This window comes from Collinsella aerofaciens, assembly GCF_040915545.1.
GTDB lineage: Bacteria > Actinomycetota > Coriobacteriia > Coriobacteriales > Coriobacteriaceae > Collinsella > Collinsella aerofaciens_BE.
In genome coordinates this window covers 34,689-49,658 of sequence record NZ_JBCPDH010000010.1, presented here as the reverse complement: position 1 = coordinate 49,658, position 14,970 = coordinate 34,689, and the positions used below count along the sequence as shown (strand labels likewise).

General features: G+C 58.3%; 13 protein-coding genes and 3 tRNA genes. 6 read left to right on the top strand and 10 right to left on the bottom strand.

Features of this window, described 5'->3' with window-relative positions; all coding sequences use genetic code 11:
• Window position 1: 1 nt before the first annotated feature.
• From AB5202_RS04995 to AB5202_RS04950, 10 genes are all read right to left on the bottom strand, one after another.
• Window positions 2–75 (bottom strand) — tRNA-Ile (locus tag AB5202_RS04995).
• Between the two features lie 4 nt (window positions 76–79).
• Window positions 80–155: transfer RNA gene (locus AB5202_RS04990), tRNA-Ala, on the bottom strand.
• A 67-nt stretch (window positions 156–222) separates the two neighbouring features.
• Window positions 223–299: transfer RNA gene (locus tag AB5202_RS04985), tRNA-Ile, on the bottom strand.
• Between the two features lie 295 nt (window positions 300–594).
• The gene (gyrA, locus tag AB5202_RS04980) at window positions 595–3,303 is read right to left on the bottom strand and encodes a DNA gyrase subunit A (protein WP_368143666.1); all 2,709 of its coding nucleotides are present in this window, start codon (window positions 3,301–3,303) and stop codon (window positions 595–597) included.
• Window positions 3,304–3,344: 41 nt separating this feature from the next.
• Window positions 3,345–5,375, bottom strand: coding sequence for a DNA topoisomerase (ATP-hydrolyzing) subunit B (gyrB, locus tag AB5202_RS04975; protein ID WP_368143653.1), 2,031 nt, complete (start codon window positions 5,373–5,375; stop codon window positions 3,345–3,347).
• Between the two features lie 105 nt (window positions 5,376–5,480).
• The gene (locus AB5202_RS04970) at window positions 5,481–6,044 is read right to left on the bottom strand and encodes a DciA family protein (RefSeq protein WP_368143652.1); all 564 of its coding nucleotides are present in this window, start codon (window positions 6,042–6,044) and stop codon (window positions 5,481–5,483) included.
• Entirely contained in the window at window positions 6,031–7,137 is a 1,107-nt protein-coding gene (gene recF / locus AB5202_RS04965) for a DNA replication/repair protein RecF (RefSeq protein WP_368143651.1), read from the bottom strand. Before recF ends, AB5202_RS04970 begins: the two co-directional genes overlap by 14 nt.
• Window positions 7,138–7,145: 8 nt before the next feature.
• The gene (gene dnaN, locus AB5202_RS04960; RefSeq protein ID WP_117647803.1) at window positions 7,146–8,249 is read right to left on the bottom strand and encodes a DNA polymerase III subunit beta; all 1,104 of its coding nucleotides are present in this window, start codon (window positions 8,247–8,249) and stop codon (window positions 7,146–7,148) included.
• Between the two features lie 238 nt (window positions 8,250–8,487).
• Window positions 8,488–10,212 carry a DnaA ATPase domain-containing protein gene (locus AB5202_RS04955; RefSeq protein ID WP_368143649.1) on the bottom strand — a complete coding sequence of 575 codons (1,725 nt, stop codon included), beginning with the start codon at window positions 10,210–10,212 and terminating at the stop codon, window positions 8,488–8,490.
• 15 nt (window positions 10,213–10,227) lie between these two features.
• A complete protein-coding gene (locus AB5202_RS04950) occupies window positions 10,228–11,580 on the bottom strand; it encodes an ATP-binding protein (RefSeq protein WP_368143648.1) in 1,353 nt (450 codons plus the stop codon).
• Between the two features lie 345 nt (window positions 11,581–11,925).
• On the opposite strand from AB5202_RS04950, the gene rpmH reads away from it, so the two are divergent.
• The 6 genes from rpmH (at window position 11,926) to rsmG (ending at window position 14,890) form a co-directional block, all read left to right on the top strand.
• Window positions 11,926–12,060 carry a 50S ribosomal protein L34 gene (rpmH, locus tag AB5202_RS04945; protein ID WP_019127408.1) on the top strand — a complete coding sequence of 45 codons (135 nt, stop codon included), beginning with the start codon at window positions 11,926–11,928 and terminating at the stop codon, window positions 12,058–12,060.
• Window positions 12,061–12,080: 20 nt separating this feature from the next.
• Window positions 12,081–12,419: a ribonuclease P protein component gene (gene rnpA / locus AB5202_RS04940; protein WP_006236191.1), complete on the top strand. Its 339-nt coding sequence runs from the start codon at window positions 12,081–12,083 to the stop codon at window positions 12,417–12,419.
• A complete protein-coding gene (gene yidD / locus AB5202_RS04935; protein WP_368143647.1) occupies window positions 12,416–12,640 on the top strand; it encodes a membrane protein insertion efficiency factor YidD in 225 nt (74 codons plus the stop codon). Before rnpA ends, yidD begins: the two co-directional genes overlap by 4 nt.
• A gap of 29 nt (window positions 12,641–12,669) precedes the next feature.
• Window positions 12,670–13,440: a YidC/Oxa1 family membrane protein insertase gene (locus tag AB5202_RS04930; protein WP_368143645.1), complete on the top strand. Its 771-nt coding sequence runs from the start codon at window positions 12,670–12,672 to the stop codon at window positions 13,438–13,440.
• A gap of 45 nt (window positions 13,441–13,485) precedes the next feature.
• Window positions 13,486–14,055: a Jag family protein gene (locus AB5202_RS04925; protein ID WP_368143644.1), complete on the top strand. Its 570-nt coding sequence runs from the start codon at window positions 13,486–13,488 to the stop codon at window positions 14,053–14,055.
• Between the two features lie 97 nt (window positions 14,056–14,152).
• Entirely contained in the window at window positions 14,153–14,890 is a 738-nt protein-coding gene (gene rsmG, locus AB5202_RS04920; RefSeq protein ID WP_368143642.1) for a 16S rRNA (guanine(527)-N(7))-methyltransferase RsmG, read from the top strand.
• The last annotated feature ends 80 nt before the right edge of the window (window positions 14,891–14,970 follow it).

Below are 14,970 nucleotides of genomic sequence, written 5' to 3'. Positions count from 1 at the left end.
GTGGACCTGACAAGATTCGAACTTGTGACCTCCCGGTTATCAGCCGGACGCTCTAACCAACTGAGCTACAGGTCCATCATGGTGGAGGTTAGGGGGATCGAACCCCTGACCTCAGGCTTGCAAAGCCCGCGCTCTCCCAGCTGAGCTAAACCCCCACGGAGAAAGTAATAAACACCCCAGCGGCGACTCGGCTCTCGCTGGGGTGTTTATTGCGAAAGAAAGTGGTGGACCTGACAAGATTCGAACTTGTGACCTCCCGGTTATCAGCCGGACGCTCTAACCAACTGAGCTACAGGTCCATCGCGCAAGGGATATATTAGACGAGTCGTTACGCGCGCGTCAACAACTTTTTTGAAAAACTTTGGAGGGTGCCCGCCGAGTGGGCGAGATGGGTTAGGTTTGCTGCTCGGACAGTCCTGCGCAAGACGAAGGCCACATTAAGTGGCCTTCTTTGCGTGCGGAACTCGCGACAAACCTAACCCATCTCGCCCACTCGGCGGGCACGGGGTCCAAGGTTTTCAAAAAAGCGGTCGGCGCGCAGGTGCGCCGACCGCCGATATATGGGGTCTGATATTTCCTACCAGCTAGTTCCTCTTACTCGTCGAGGAGATCTTCTGGCATGTCGTTGCCGTCGCCTAGGTCGACTGGAGCCTCTTCGGCGTCGGCTGCGGCCTCGGCACCTTCGCCCTCGGGCTTCTCTTTGGCGGCCGTCATGCGGGCTACGGCGCAGATGCGGTCGTTATCGTCGACGGTCATCATCTTGACGCCCTGGGTGGCGCGACCGGTTTGGCTGATCTCGTCGGTCTTGACGCGAATAACCGTCGCGCCCTCCGTCACGATGAACAGCTCATGCTGCGGGCCCACCGTCTTCATGGCTGCGAGGTTACCCTTGCGCTCGGTCATCTGGATGGTGTAGACACCCTGACCGCCGCGGTTCTGCTCCGGGTAATCCGAGACCGGCGTGCGTTTGCCGTAACCGCGCTCGGTAATGACAAACAGGTCGCCGTTACCGTTGGTAATCTCCATACCAAGAACGCTCACGCCTTCCTTCATGCCAATGCCGCGGACACCGCTGGTATCGCGGCCGGTGGCGCGCACCTGGTCCTCGGGGAACATAATCGCCTTGCCCGCGGTGGTTGCCATGATGATCTTGTCACCCTCGCGCACGCGACGTACAGCGAGCAGCGCGTCGTCGTCCCTCAGGTTGATGGCGATCAGGCCGTCGCGGCGGCTACGGTCGTAGGCGCTCATCACGGTCTTCTTGACCATGCCACTCTTGGTGGCAAACATCAGGTACTCGTCGGCGGGGAACTCGCGGCAGCTGATGACGCTCGCGATCTTCTCGCCCTCCTCGAAAGGCAGCAGGTTGACGATCGCGGTGCCGCGCGCCTGGCGCGTGCCAACCGGCAGCTCGTGCACCTTCAGGCGATAGACTTTACCCTTGCTCGAGAAGAACAGCACGTACTCGTGCGTGGATGCGATAAACATCTCGTCGATAACGTCGTCCTCTTTAAGGTTGACGCCCGACACGCCCTTGCCGCCGCGCTTTTGGGCGCGATAGGCGGCCACCGGGATGCGCTTGACGTAGCCGGTGTGGGTGATGGTCACGACCATGTCCTCGTCGGCAATCAGATCTTCGACGTCCAGGTCCTTCTCGACATGGCTGATCTCAGTGCGGCGCTTGTCACCGAACTTCTTGGAAATCTCGCGCATCTCTTCCTTGATGACGCCCAGGATTTTCTCCTCGTGCGCCAACAGGTCCTCGTAGTAGGCGATGGCGCGGCGCAGGCCGTCCAACTCCTCCTGAATCTTGTCGCGCTCCAGGCCGGTCAGGCGGCGCAGCTTCATCTCGAGGATGGCCGTAGTCTGCTCGGGCGTAAAGCCAAAGCGCTCGATCAGGCGACTGCTGGCCTCAGAGTCGGTCTGCGAGGAGCGGATGATGCTGATGACCTCGTCGATATGGTCGAGAGCCATCAGGTAGCCCTCGAGGATATGGGCACGCGCCTGGGCCTTCTTGAGGTCAAAGCGGGTGCGGCGGGTGACGACGTCGACCTGGTGGTCGATGTAGTGCTGCAGCATCTCGCGCAGGCTCAGGCATTTTGGAACGCCGTTGACAAGCGCAAGGTTGTTGGCGCCAAAGGTCGTCTGCAGCGAGGTGTACTTATACAGGTTGTTGAGCACGACCTGCGGGATGACGCCCTTCTTGAGCTCGATGACCAGGCGGATACCCTTCTGGTTGGACTCATCGCGCATATCCGAGATACCCTCGATGCGCTTGTCGTTGACGAGCTGGGCGATCTTCTCCTGCAGGGTGCCCTTGTTGACCATGTAGGGAATCTCGGTAAAGACCAGGCGGCTACGGCCGGTCTTGGTGGACTCCACATGAGCCTTGGCGCGCACGGTGATGGAGCCGCGGCCGGTCTCGTAGCTCTGCCTAATGCCGGCGCTACCCATGATGATGGCACCAGTGGGGAAGTCCGGACCGGGCATGATCTGCATGAGCTCGTCGACGGTGGCGTCGGGGTTGTCGATCAGGTAGCAGGTGGCCTCGATCGCCTCGGTGAGGTTATGCGGGGCGATGTTGGTGGCCATGCCGACGGCGATACCCTGGCTGCCGTTGACCAGCAGGTTGGGGAAGCGCGCAGGCAGCGCCTGGGGCTCGGCGAGCGACTCGTCGTAGTTGGGCTGCCAGTCGACGGTGTCCTTCTGCAGGTCACGCAGGAGCTCCATGGCGGGCTTTGCCAGGCGGCTCTCGGTGTAACGCATGGCGGCGGCGCCGTCGCCGTCGATATTGCCGAAGTTGCCGTGCCCGTCAATGAGCGGCGTGCGCATGGAGAACCACTGTGCCAGGCGGACCATGGCCTCATAGACCGCGGAGTCGCCGTGCGGATGGTACTTACCGATAACTTCGCCGACCGTCCAGGCCGACTTCTTGTGCGGACGGTTGGGGTAGATGCCGCTCTCGTTCATTGCGTACAGGATGCGACGGTGCACCGGCTTTAAGCCGTCGCGCACGTCCGGCAGGGCGCGCGCCGTGATGACCGACATCGAGTATTCGATGAACGACTGCTTCATCTCACGGCCGAACTCCGAAATCTGGAGCTGGCCACCGTTGATATCCTCTCCGGCCGAGGCACCACGGTCGACTTCGCCAAAGCTCTCCTCGAGCTCGGCGTCGTCTTCTTCCTCATCATCATCGGCATCGGGGTTATAGGCGTCCGGGTCGCCGTCCTCGCCCTGCTCAGCACGGGCAAGCAGGCGCTTCAGATCGTCGGGCATGCCGGCATCGCCGGCCTCGTCCATTCCCTCGTTATTGTTGATATCGTCTGCCACGTTACCTCCTCTTAAGCGTCAAGGAATCGTGCATCATGTGCGTGCTTCTCGATGTACTCGCGGCGATAGCCGACCTCGGAACCCATGAGCTCGCGCACGGCGCGGTCCGCCACCACGGCGTCCTCGATCGTCACGCGCTGTAGGATGCGGGTCTTGGGGTCCATCGTCGTCGAGGCAAGCTGCTTGGGATCCATCTCGCCCAGGCCCTTGTAGCGCTGAACGGTGTAGCCCTTGCGTTTCTTGGTGATCTTGCCATCCTTGGCCTTGCCGTCCTCGTCGTTGTCGTCGGGGTTCAGTCCCAGGCTCTGGATGGTGTCGCGCAGGATCTCGTCTTCGGGCTGGCGGCCGTTGGGATACACGTAGTGAATCTTGTTGCGCACCTTGATGCCAAAGATGGGCGGGCACGCGACGTAAACGTAGCCGGCATCAATCAACGGGCGCATGTACTTGTAGAAGAACGTCAGCAGCAGGATGCGGATATGTGCACCGTCGACGTCTGCATCGGTCATGATGATGATCTTGTGGTAGCGGGCCTTGGTGATGTCGAAGTCGCCGCCGTCACCGGCGCTCGTCGTGACGCCGCAGCCGATCGCGGTGATGAGTGACTGGATGGTGTCGCTCGAGAACGCACGATGATCGCCCACGCGCTCGACGTTCAAAATCTTGCCGCGCAGGGGTAGGATCGCCTGGATGTCTCGGCGACGGCCGTCCTTGGCCGAACCGCCTGCCGAGTCGCCCTCTACGATAAAGAGCTCGGTCAACTCGGCGTCACGCACCGAACAGTCGGCGAGCTTGCCGGGCAGCGACGCCGTCTCGAGCAGGCTCTTGCGGCGGGTCGCCTCGCGCGCCTTGCGGGCGGCGTTGCGCGCCTTGCAGGCCTGCTGGGCCTTCTTGACGATCTCACGAGCTGGCTTGGGATGCTCCTCGAGGTAATCGGCAAGCCCGTCGGTCACGATCTTGAGCGTCAGCGCGCGCATATAGGAGCTGCCGAGCTTGGCCTTGGTCTGGCCCTCAAACTGCGGATCGGGCAGCTTGACCGAAATGACAGCAGAAAGGCCCTCACGCACATCGTCGCCAGTCAGGTTGGCGTCCTTTTCCTTGAGCAGATTCTGCTTGCGAGCGTAATCGTTGATCACGCGGGTAAGCGCGGTGCGGAAGCCTTCGAGGTGCATGCCGCCCTCGGGGGTGTAGATGTCGTTGGCAAACGACATGACGTTCTCACCGTAGCCGCTATTCCACTGCAAGGACACCTCGACCTCGCCCATCTTGGTCACGGGCGCATCTGGATCCGATTTGCCCTCAATATAGATGGGCTCCTTAAAGGCCTCGGGGACATCCTTGCCCTCGTTGAGGAACTTGACGAAGTCGATGATGCCGCCGGCATAGCAGAACTCCTCCACGTGGGGAGTCGCCTCGCGCTCGTCGGTCAGCACGATCTTGAGGTTCTTGTTGAGGAATGCCGTCTCCTGCAGACGGTTGTGCAGCGTGTCGAAATCGTAGATGCAGGTCTCGAAGATCTCGTCGTCGGGCCAGAAGCTGACAGTGGTGCCCGTCGCCTCCGAAGTGCCCACGACCCCCATCTTCTTGACGGTCTTGCCGCGCGAAAACTCCATCTCGTAGATGTTGCCGTCGCGGCACACCTGTACGACCACACGCTTGGACAGAGCGTTGACGACGGAGATGCCCACGCCGTGCAGACCGCCCGAGACCTTGTAGGCCGAGTTATCGAACTTACCGCCGGCGTGCAGGATCGTCATGACGACCTCGAGCGTCGGGATCTTTTTGATGGGATGCTCGTCGACGGGGATACCGCGCCCGTTATCGACGACCGTGATGGAGTTGTCGGCGTGGACCGTCACCTGGATCTCGGTGCAGAAACCGGCCATGGCCTCGTCGACGGAGTTGTCAACGATCTCCCACACCAGGTGATGAAGACCGCTGGCGCTCGTCGAGCCAATGTACATGCCCGGGCGCTTACGAACGGCCTCGAGACCTTCGAGAATCTTAATCTCGCCGCCATCGTAATCGTTTTCGTTTGCCACACGTCCCCCTTCAGTTAAGAAAATGTGTACAGCCTTACTAGTTTATCGTAAAAAAATACCCTCGGGAACGAGGGTATTTGGCTCTACAAGGCCACCAGATGCGATTTAAGGCTCTTTTTTGCTCTGCACGCCCTTGGCCCACTCGGCACTGGCTCTCATGGCGTTCTCGAGGGCCTCGCGCAGTTTTTGGTCCTCGATGGGCGCCACTTGGTGCTCGATCTCGGCACGCTCGGCATCGCTGAGGTCGGCATGCGGAGCCGGCGGACGCTCGGCCACGGCCGGACGCAGGCGCTCTTTGGCAGCGGGCGGCGTGTGGCCGGGAGCGGTCGTCTTGAACACCAGGCCGTCGACGTGCGCGCCGGCGCGCTCCATGCGCGCGCGGATAATCTCGCGCAAAAGTGTCATCTCCTGCGTCCATGAGGGCGAATCGAGGTACACCAGCAGTTCGTTGGACTCGGGCAGGTAGCGCAGGCCCGTCACATGGCGTCCCTCGCGCGTGCCCGAGCACACTGCATTCCAGGCGTGATAGACCGCACGGGATTCCTCTGCAGCCTCCATTTGCGCGCGGCGCTCAGGTGTCGCGGCCGCCAGGATGCGCTGACGCTCGGCATCCAAAAAGCCGCCGAAGGCGACCATTCCGTTCTCGCGCTCGTAATTAGCACGTCTCACCCATGCTCACCACCTTGGCTCGATCAAGCAGGTCATCGGTAAAATACCCCAGATTGGTGGTGGTTATGACTGTCTGGATATCATCACCGATCAGCTGCAGAAAAGCGCCTCGTCGCCCGGCGTCGAGCTCGCTCATCACGTCGTCCAAAAGCAGCAGCGGCGCGGTGCCCAGGATATCGCGTGCCACGGCCACTTCTGCCACCTTCCAGGCAAGCACCAGCGTTCGCTGTTGGCCCTGGCTGGCAAATGAACGGGCCGATCGGCCCGCGACGGAAAACTCAATCTCGTCGCGATGCGGACCCACGAGCGTCACGCCGCGACGGATCTCCTCGTCGGCGCGCCCATCGAGCGCCGAAAGCATGTGCTCATACGCCCAGTCCCTGAGCTCGTCGCGATCCTCGGTGCGAGGCAGGTCGCCAAGCGTGGACACATAGGACACGCCGGCGGGCTCGCCGGATGCCACGCGGCCATAGGCGTCGCGCACATGGCCCGACAGCCGGTCGAGCAGAGCCAGACGATGCACGAGCAGGGCCGAACCGGCGCGGGCGATAGATTCGTTCCAGGCGCCGAGCATCTCGCGGCAGCACCAGGTCTCCTTGAGCAGGGCATTGCGCTGGGTCACGCAGCGCCCGTAGGCACTAGCCAGATCGGCATAGCGCGCACTCAGCTGAACGCCAAAGTCATCAAGTGCGGTGCGGCGCACGCTGGCACCCCGCTTGACCATGTCCAGGTGGTCCGGGCAAAACAGAACGCTCGGCAGTACCCCGCGCACACCGGACGCAGCGCAGCGCTTGCCGTTGCGACTAAACGAACGCTTGCCATCTTCCACGCTCAGTCCCATGTCCAGCACACGTCCATCACCTTCGAGCCTCAGCTCGACCTTGCATGGGCCCACGCCGTCGTGCACGAGCTCGGCAGCGGTCGGATGCCTAAACGAGGCGCCACTCGTCAGCAGCTGCAGCGCCTCTATGAGATTGGTCTTTCCCGCCGCGTTGGGACCTGCGAGCACTGTCACACCGTCGCTCAGGGCAAGGCGGTAACTGTCGAAGCTGCGATAGCGCGCAACGGAAAGATCGCGTGCGAACATGATCATGGACAGTGCTAGATGCGTACCGGCATGACCAGGTACAGGTAGTTGATCTTGTCGTAGGACTTGAAGATGCCAGCCTGCGAATAGCTCTTGAGCTCCAGCGTGATCTCCTTCTCCTTGGACAGGGCATTGAGGCAGCCAAAGATGTAGTGGTAGTTGAAGGCGATGGTGCCCGACTCGCCCTCGGCCTCGACATCGATCGTCTCCTGTGCCAGGTCCTGGTCGTTGGAAATGGAGGACAGACCCATCTGGCCGTTCTCGACGTCAATCTCAAACTTGACGGCGGGGTTGGCGCTCGCGATAACGGCCACACGTTTAAGGGCGGCGTTAAAGGCGGCTACGTCGATCTTGACGCTCGTCACGCACGAATCGGGGATGAGCTGCTTGTAATTGGGATATACGCCCTCGATGCGGCGCGACACGTAGGTGGTGTTGCCGGCCTCAAAGACAACCTGGGTGTCGGTGGCGCCGATCATGATGGTAGCCTGGCTGGCCATGATGCTCAGCGCGTCGTTGAAGGCGTCAGCAGGCACGTTGAGCTCAAAGGAACCTTCGAGGGTCGAGGTCTCGACCTGCGTATCGCACACGGCCAGTCGGAAGGAATCGGTCGCGACCAGGCGCACGGTGTTGTTCTCGACCTTCATGTGCACGCCACCCAGGATGGGGCGGGCCTTGTCGGTCGAGGTGACGCGCCATACGCGGCTCACCATTTCGGACAGGATATCGGTCGGCAGCTCGACGGCGCTCTCGATGGCGTATGCCGGGAACTCTGGAAAGTCGTTGGCATCGAGCGTGTTGAGGCGGAAAGAGCTCTTCTCGCAGCCAATCAAAACCTGACGCTCGGACAGCTCAAAGGTGACCGGGGCATCGGGAAGAGTCTTGGTGATGTTGGAGAGCATCTTGCAGGGAATCACCATCTCGCCCTCCTCTTCGACATGAGCCGCAATGCGGTGACGAATCGAGATGGTGTAGTTGGAGGTCTGGAATTCCAAGATGCCGTCTTGTGCCTTGACGAGCACGCCCGACAGAATGGGAAGGGTGGATGCCGAAGCGACGCCTTTCATAACGACGCCGATGGCTTGCGTAAGCGAGCTCTGGCTGACGGTGAACTTCATCTTTTAATACCTTTCTATAGATATAAATATCTTAATAATAGTAATAGTACTGACGAAACTGTTGATTACTCCTAAAAGTGCAGGTCAGCCCTAAAAAGAGAATCGACAGGAACCTGTGTGCAACCGGGCATGTTTTCCACGTTCAAAACCTGCGCAAAACTTTTCATCACCGCAGCTCGAGTTTTTGACACCTTATAACCGCCGTTTCGACAAGTTTTCAACAGGTGTGTCCATTTACCTACGAGCGCAGTGTAATTTTATCGCGCAGCGACTTGAGGTCTTCGGTAACAGTCCGGTCTTCCTGAATCATCTTCTGAACCTTTTTATAGCTCGTGCTGACGGTCGAGTGGTTGCGGTTGCCAAACTCGGCGCCCACGGCCGTCGTCGTCATCTCGCACATCTCGATCGCCAGGTAGATAGCGATATGGCGCGCCTTGGCGATATTGGCGTTGCGGCGAGGCCCGATGAGTTCCTCGTGCGTCACACCGTATTGCTCCTCGATGACGGACTGGACCGTCTGCACATTGATCTTCTTGGCCGATGTATCGAAGTACTGGTTGGCGATGGCGTCGATGTCGTCAAAGGTGAGCTCCCCGCCCTCGCGCTCGCGATCGCCCGCTTCGCCGGCACAACGCTCGCAAAAGCTCTCGAGCTCGCGAATGTTGGTGCCCGAGACCTCGGCCATGTGTTTAAAGTGCGCGTCGGTCAGATGTCCGCCGTCGCCCCCGTAGGCCGCCAGCAGCGAGTCGTTGCCTGCCTCGGGCGCGGCGGCGATCGTGTTCTCGTAATAACGCTGCAAAATCTTGTACTTCATCTCGTAGCTGGGCTCCGCCACCAGGCACAGCAGACCGGCATTAAAGCGACTGGTCAGGCGCTCGTCCATATTAAGGTCCTTGGGAGCGCGGTCGGCGGCGATCACGACCTTCTTGTTGTTGCGGATAAATTCGTCCATCAACTGGAAGAAGTAATCCACGCTCGCGCGCTTGCCAATGATGTTCTGGATGTCATCGATGATAAGCACGTCGACGCCGTGGTATGCCTGCATAATGGGGGCGTTGCTCTTCTTTTGGCGGTCGAATTCCGTCATCAAGTCGTCCAGGTATGCCTGCGAGTTGGCGTACTTCACCTTGATCTCGGGCGATTTCTCTGCCAGCTCATTTTTGATGGCGAGCAGCAGGTGCGTCTTGCCCAGGCCCGATTTGCCGTAGATGAACAGCGACGTGCAGGTACCAGGCGTGTCTGCAAGCATGGCGAATTTGAGCGCCGAGCGGTAGGCAAGGCTGTTCTCCGGTCCGAAGACGAAGTTTTCAAACGTGAATTTCGAATTCGCTGCGAGGGGTGCCCCGTCCGCGTTTTTCTCGACTGCCGCCGGGGTCGCCGCCGAAGGCGCTGCCGGCGCTGCGGGCGAACTCGCGCTTTTCGCCGGTGGCCTGCCATTCATTTGGGTCATCATGCGGCGGAAATCGTCGGCAGACAACGTGTTTTTGATTGCAATGCCCGATTCCTCGCCGGGTGTCGTCTCGTGTGCGACGGGCATATGCGTGGCGGTCGGGATGGGCGAGGGGGCTGGCTCTACCGCCGGTGCGACCGAAGCGGTCGGCTGCGGTGCCATGGTTTCACGGGAAACATCGTCGTGTCGAGGCTCGGGCGCCGGCGTTGCCGCTGCGGTGGCGGTCGCTACCGGGTGAGTGACCGGGGCCGTATTTGCCGGGGTGCCTTGCGGTGCCACGATATTGAGCGCAATCGGCGCAAAGGCGATATCTTCCAGATAGGCCTCGATGGTCGGCTGATGCTTTTTGAGCTGGGCGATGGCAAAGCGTGAAGGGGCCTCAATCGTCAGAGTGTCCTCGGTTAAACTCACGGCGCGCGATTGTCCCAGCATATTGATGAGGCGTGCATCTTGGCCGTCGCGCTGACAAAAGGCGATGGCATCCCCAAGGATGATGCTTGCTTCCTCGTCCACTGTTTCTCCCGTTCCTTAACTTTGGGCTCGCACGCGAGCGCTGCCTATCTCGGTCAGATGATATTTCTGGCCATGTTTGATTACCAAGCCGGCCTGTGCCAAATCGTTGAGCGTTCGCGACCACGTGGGCGCTGAGTTTCCAAACGCTCGTGCCAGGTCGGTTGCGCCGCACTCCTGGTTTTGAGCCAGATAGCCCAGCGCCGCTTCGCCGCGTTCGCTCACAAATACGTTTTGCTGCGGCTGTGCAAATTGATTCGCCGCATTAGGATACATCATTTGAGCTGCTGGTTGTTGAGAACTCTGCATGGGCAGCGGCTGCTGTTGAAAACTTTGAGGCCACTGTTGGTAAGGCTGCGGAGGCATCTGCTGGGCCCATGGGTTGTACTGCGCCTGGGGCATCTGTTGGTACGGCTGCTGGTATCCCAACGGGTATTGCTGCGGGTATGCCTGTGCATATCCCGTTTGCGGCGCGTATTGAGCCGGATACCCTTGCGGGTTCGGTTGATAGGATATCTGCTGTGCAGCCGATGCGCCCGCCATCTGCTGCAAGGCTCCCACATCCTGGCCCATCGCTGGCATTGCATCGGGTATGTTCTGGGGAATCGCGCCCGAGGGTGCCTGGGGCTCTTGCACGGGGGGCATGCCAGGCTGCAGCATGGGAGGCATTTGCTGTTGCACCTGTTGCATCGCTGCGGGTTGCTGCGTGAAGGCGCCCGGCATAGGGTATGCCTGCTGCTCCGTTTCGGGTCGCACGGCTGCCCCGCGCCCGCCAGCACGCTCGATTTCCTGCACACGCTTGGGGTTCAGACTTACCGTCACGACGGTGCCGTTGCCCATGTTGTCCTCGATGGAGACGGCGCCGCCGGCGTTTTCCAAGTACTCCTGTACCATGGGAAACCCGGCGCCGGTGCCGCGGATATACCGTTTCATCTTGCTGTTTGCGCTGGTTACGCCAAAGTCGAAGGCACGCTCTTTGTCGTCGATGCCCGGACCCTGATCGGCGAAGCGGATGGTATCGCCACCGTCGAGAATCGAGATGATGGGCTCTGCAAAATGCGCGTGGATAAAGTTTTCGACAATCTCGCGGATAACCATCAGCGAGATGCGTCCTCCCTGCTCTTTCATGCACTGATAGACGGTGTTGGTTGTCTCTTCCAGGTAGGTACGGACGTCTTGCGGTTCGATGACGATGACACGTGGTGTCGATAGCATGTCGTCGTAGACCGCGATGCGCGCTGCATACATGGCCTTCGGTGCTTGTGCGGTGACCTGCTCACCCTCGTTGCGTTTTTCGCGCACGCCGGTGATGTGCTCGTTGTCGGGTGCCGGATCACCGGAATCGACCATGGTGTAGAAGTCGTCAGACATGCCGCTCGCAATCTTTCAAAAGGTTTTGAACAAATAGTAGCTCACCGCGCAATGTTTCTCATCTTTCGACAAGTTTTCAAAACCTGTTGAAAACTTTGGAAAACGGGCGAAAAGTTCTCAACATTTCCAACATGACCTGTTGAAAACTCGATGAAATATCGTGAAAAGTTGCCTGCTGCCTCAAATGCCGGTTCTGCTTATGGGGGAACCGTGTACTCTTTGCAACCTTTTACCTTTGATTTCTTGACATTTGAACATTGATTTCCCTACAATCTTCAAGCTCACGTGTCTATATCTGCGTCCGCGCCCCCGCGGACACTCGAAATGCAGCAGGAGGAACTTAAGATGAAGCGTACGTATCAGCCTAATAAGCGTAAGCGTGCCAAGACCCATGGCTTCCGTGCCCGTATGGCCACTAAGGGTGGTCGTGCCGTGCTCGCCCGTCGTCGCGCCAAGGGCCGCAAGCGTCTCACTGTCTAGCAGCGATACACACATCTCGCATGAAGACTATTAAGTCTCGGCAAGATTTCGAGCATGTGTTCAGTCAGGGGCGTCGTTTCAATCACCCTCTGATTCGAATGACCATATGTGAATCGGTTGGCGAAGGCGACTCCGGAAGGGTCGCCTTCGTTGGTGCTAAACGACTCGGTTGTGCTGTCGTGCGCAACCGATCTAAGCGTGTGATGCGCGAGGCCGCCCGCAGCTGTGGATTTCCCGTTGCGGGTTATGACATCATCTTGTTCGCGACTCCCAAGACGAGGGTTTCCTCGCCGCAGGAGATGGACAAGGCATTGCGTTCGCTTATGAAACGCGCCGGCGTTGCCGGGGAGGAGCGATGAGCAATTACGTTTTGCGACGTGTTGCCATCGCTCCTATTCGCATATATCAACAGGTTGTTTCGCCCTTATTACCTGACGCCTGCATTTATTACCCAACGTGCTCGCAATACGCCGTTCAGGCGATTGAGAAGTACGGTGTTTTGAGAGGCTGCTGGCTTGCCGTGAGGCGCATCGCTCGCTGCAATCCCCTGCACGTCGGCGGTTATGACCCTGTGCCTTAGCGGGCACTCGCTATCGGAGGAAAACTTACATGTGGGATTGGATCGTTAACATCCTTTTCGAGCTGCTCAAGCTCATCCAGACCTTTGCGGTCGACTGGGGCCTGTCCATCATCATCCTGGTGGTCATCATCCGTCTGCTGCTGACGCCGCTCATGCTCAAGTCGACCAAGTCGACGGCTCGCATGCAGGTGCTGCAGCCCAAGATGCTCGAGATCCAGGAGCGCTACGCCGACGACCCCCAGCGTCAGGCCGAGGAGATGCAGAAGTTCTACAGCGAGAACAAGTTCAATCCGCTGGCCGGCTGCCTGCCGCTTCTGATTCAGATGCCCATCCTTATCGCCCTGTTCACGCTTCTGCGCAACCTGCCGCAGTACTTTAACGAGGGCGCGTTCTCGTTCTTTAACATTCTGCCCGATCTGACCACCACGCCGAGCGCCTCTTTTGCCGATGGCTTTATGGTTGCGCTGCCTGCGCTGATCTGCCTGATCCTGTTTGCTGTCTTGACCCTGATTCCGCAGCTGTATATGTCCCGCAATCAGACTGGTCAGCAGGCCCAGAGCATGCGCATGATGGCTGTCGTCATGACCGTCATGATGCTTTGGATGGGCTGGAGCCTGCCCGTCGGCGTTCTGCTTTACTACGATGTGTCTTCTGCCTGGCAGGTTATCCAGCAGATCTTCGTGACGCAGAAGGTTATCGACAAGGCCATGGCCGATGAGGAGGAGCGCCTTAAGAACGCTCCGCTGCAGGTCGAGGTTACCCGTCGCGAGAAGAAGCCGCGTCCGCACAAGAAGAAGTAGTCGGGATATCAATCTTATTTAGGTACCTAACTTTTGGAGTACGTTATGTCTGAAGAGATCATCGAGGATATGCTTGAGGAGGTTGCCCCGCAGATTGCGGGCGATTATCCCGAGATTGCACAGCGCTACAAGGCCGGTGAAGAGCTGACCGATGAGGAGCTCGACACCATTGCCGATGTTGCGATTTCCATTCTGCGTTCCATCCTTTCGCACTTCGATGCCGCCAACTCTCCTATTGATGAGTACGAGGGCGACGAGGGCGAGCTGATTTTGGATGTTACGGCTCCTGATCTTGCTGTTCTCATTGGCCGTCATGGTCGTACCCTCGATGCTCTTCAGGTCATGTTCTCTTTGCTGGTGAGCCGCAAGCTTGGCTTTAGGTATCCGGTTGTGGTTGACGTTGAGGGCTACAGGAGCCGTCGTCAGGACAAGGTTGCCTCTATGGCTCAGTCTGCTGCCGAGCGTGCCATCCGTACTCATAAGAGTGTTTCGCTTCCGCCCATGAATGCCTATGAGCGCCGACTGGTTCATATTGCGCTTCGTGGCAATGATGCCGTCGATACTCATTCTGAGGGTTCTGACCCTGATCGCCATGTGGTGATTGTTGCTCGATAATCTAGTCGAGTTTATGCTAAGGGGACGTGGTTTCCACGTCCCCTTTTTTTTGTCAAAAGTTCTCGATACACTGATTTTTGTCAGAAAGGAGCTTTCGTTGTTAGTACTTACTGATCAGCAGGCTGATGAGATGCTCAGCCGTCTAACTTCCTATTGCAAAGAGTATTCTTTGAGCGTAACTGATACTGAGCTAAGGAAATGTATTCAGCATTTGGATTTGGTTCTAGAAACAAATAAGACAACCAATCTCACCCGTATTCTTAACGTCGAAGATGCTGCGGTACTTCATATCCTCGACTCACTTGTTTTGCTCCCTTATATCAATAAGGCTCCTGAGGGATCTATGCTCGATATGGGAACGGGTGCGGGCTTCCCTGGTATTCCATTAACGATAGCCACGCATCGTAAAGCTACTTATATTGACTCTGTTGGCAAGAAGGTTGATGCTGTCAATTCTTTTGTTCATGCTCTTGGATTGAAAAATGGTCATGCAGTTCATGATCGCCTTGAAGAATATGCTCGAAGCCATAAGAAGCAGTTCTCTGTCGTAACTGCCCGCGCACTGGCACCTCTACCGATTCTTGTTGAGTATGCGGCTCCGTACCTCAAGGATGGAGGGCTATTTGTTATTACGAAGGGCAATCCATCGGATGAGGAGCTTGCTTCCGGCATGTCAGCAGCTAAGATCTGTGGCTTCACTTTGCTTCTGAATGACGCAATCGATTTGCCTGAGGGCTTGGGCCACAGGGAGTTCATTGTTCTTAAGAAGAGTCATCTAGCATCCGTTTCATTGCCTCGTGCAAATGGCATGGCAAAGAAGAATCCGCTTGCCTAGATGTTTCACGTGAAACATAATGGATACTAACAACTTGCGGTGTTTCACGTGAAACATGGCGGTTGATATCGAATCGGAAT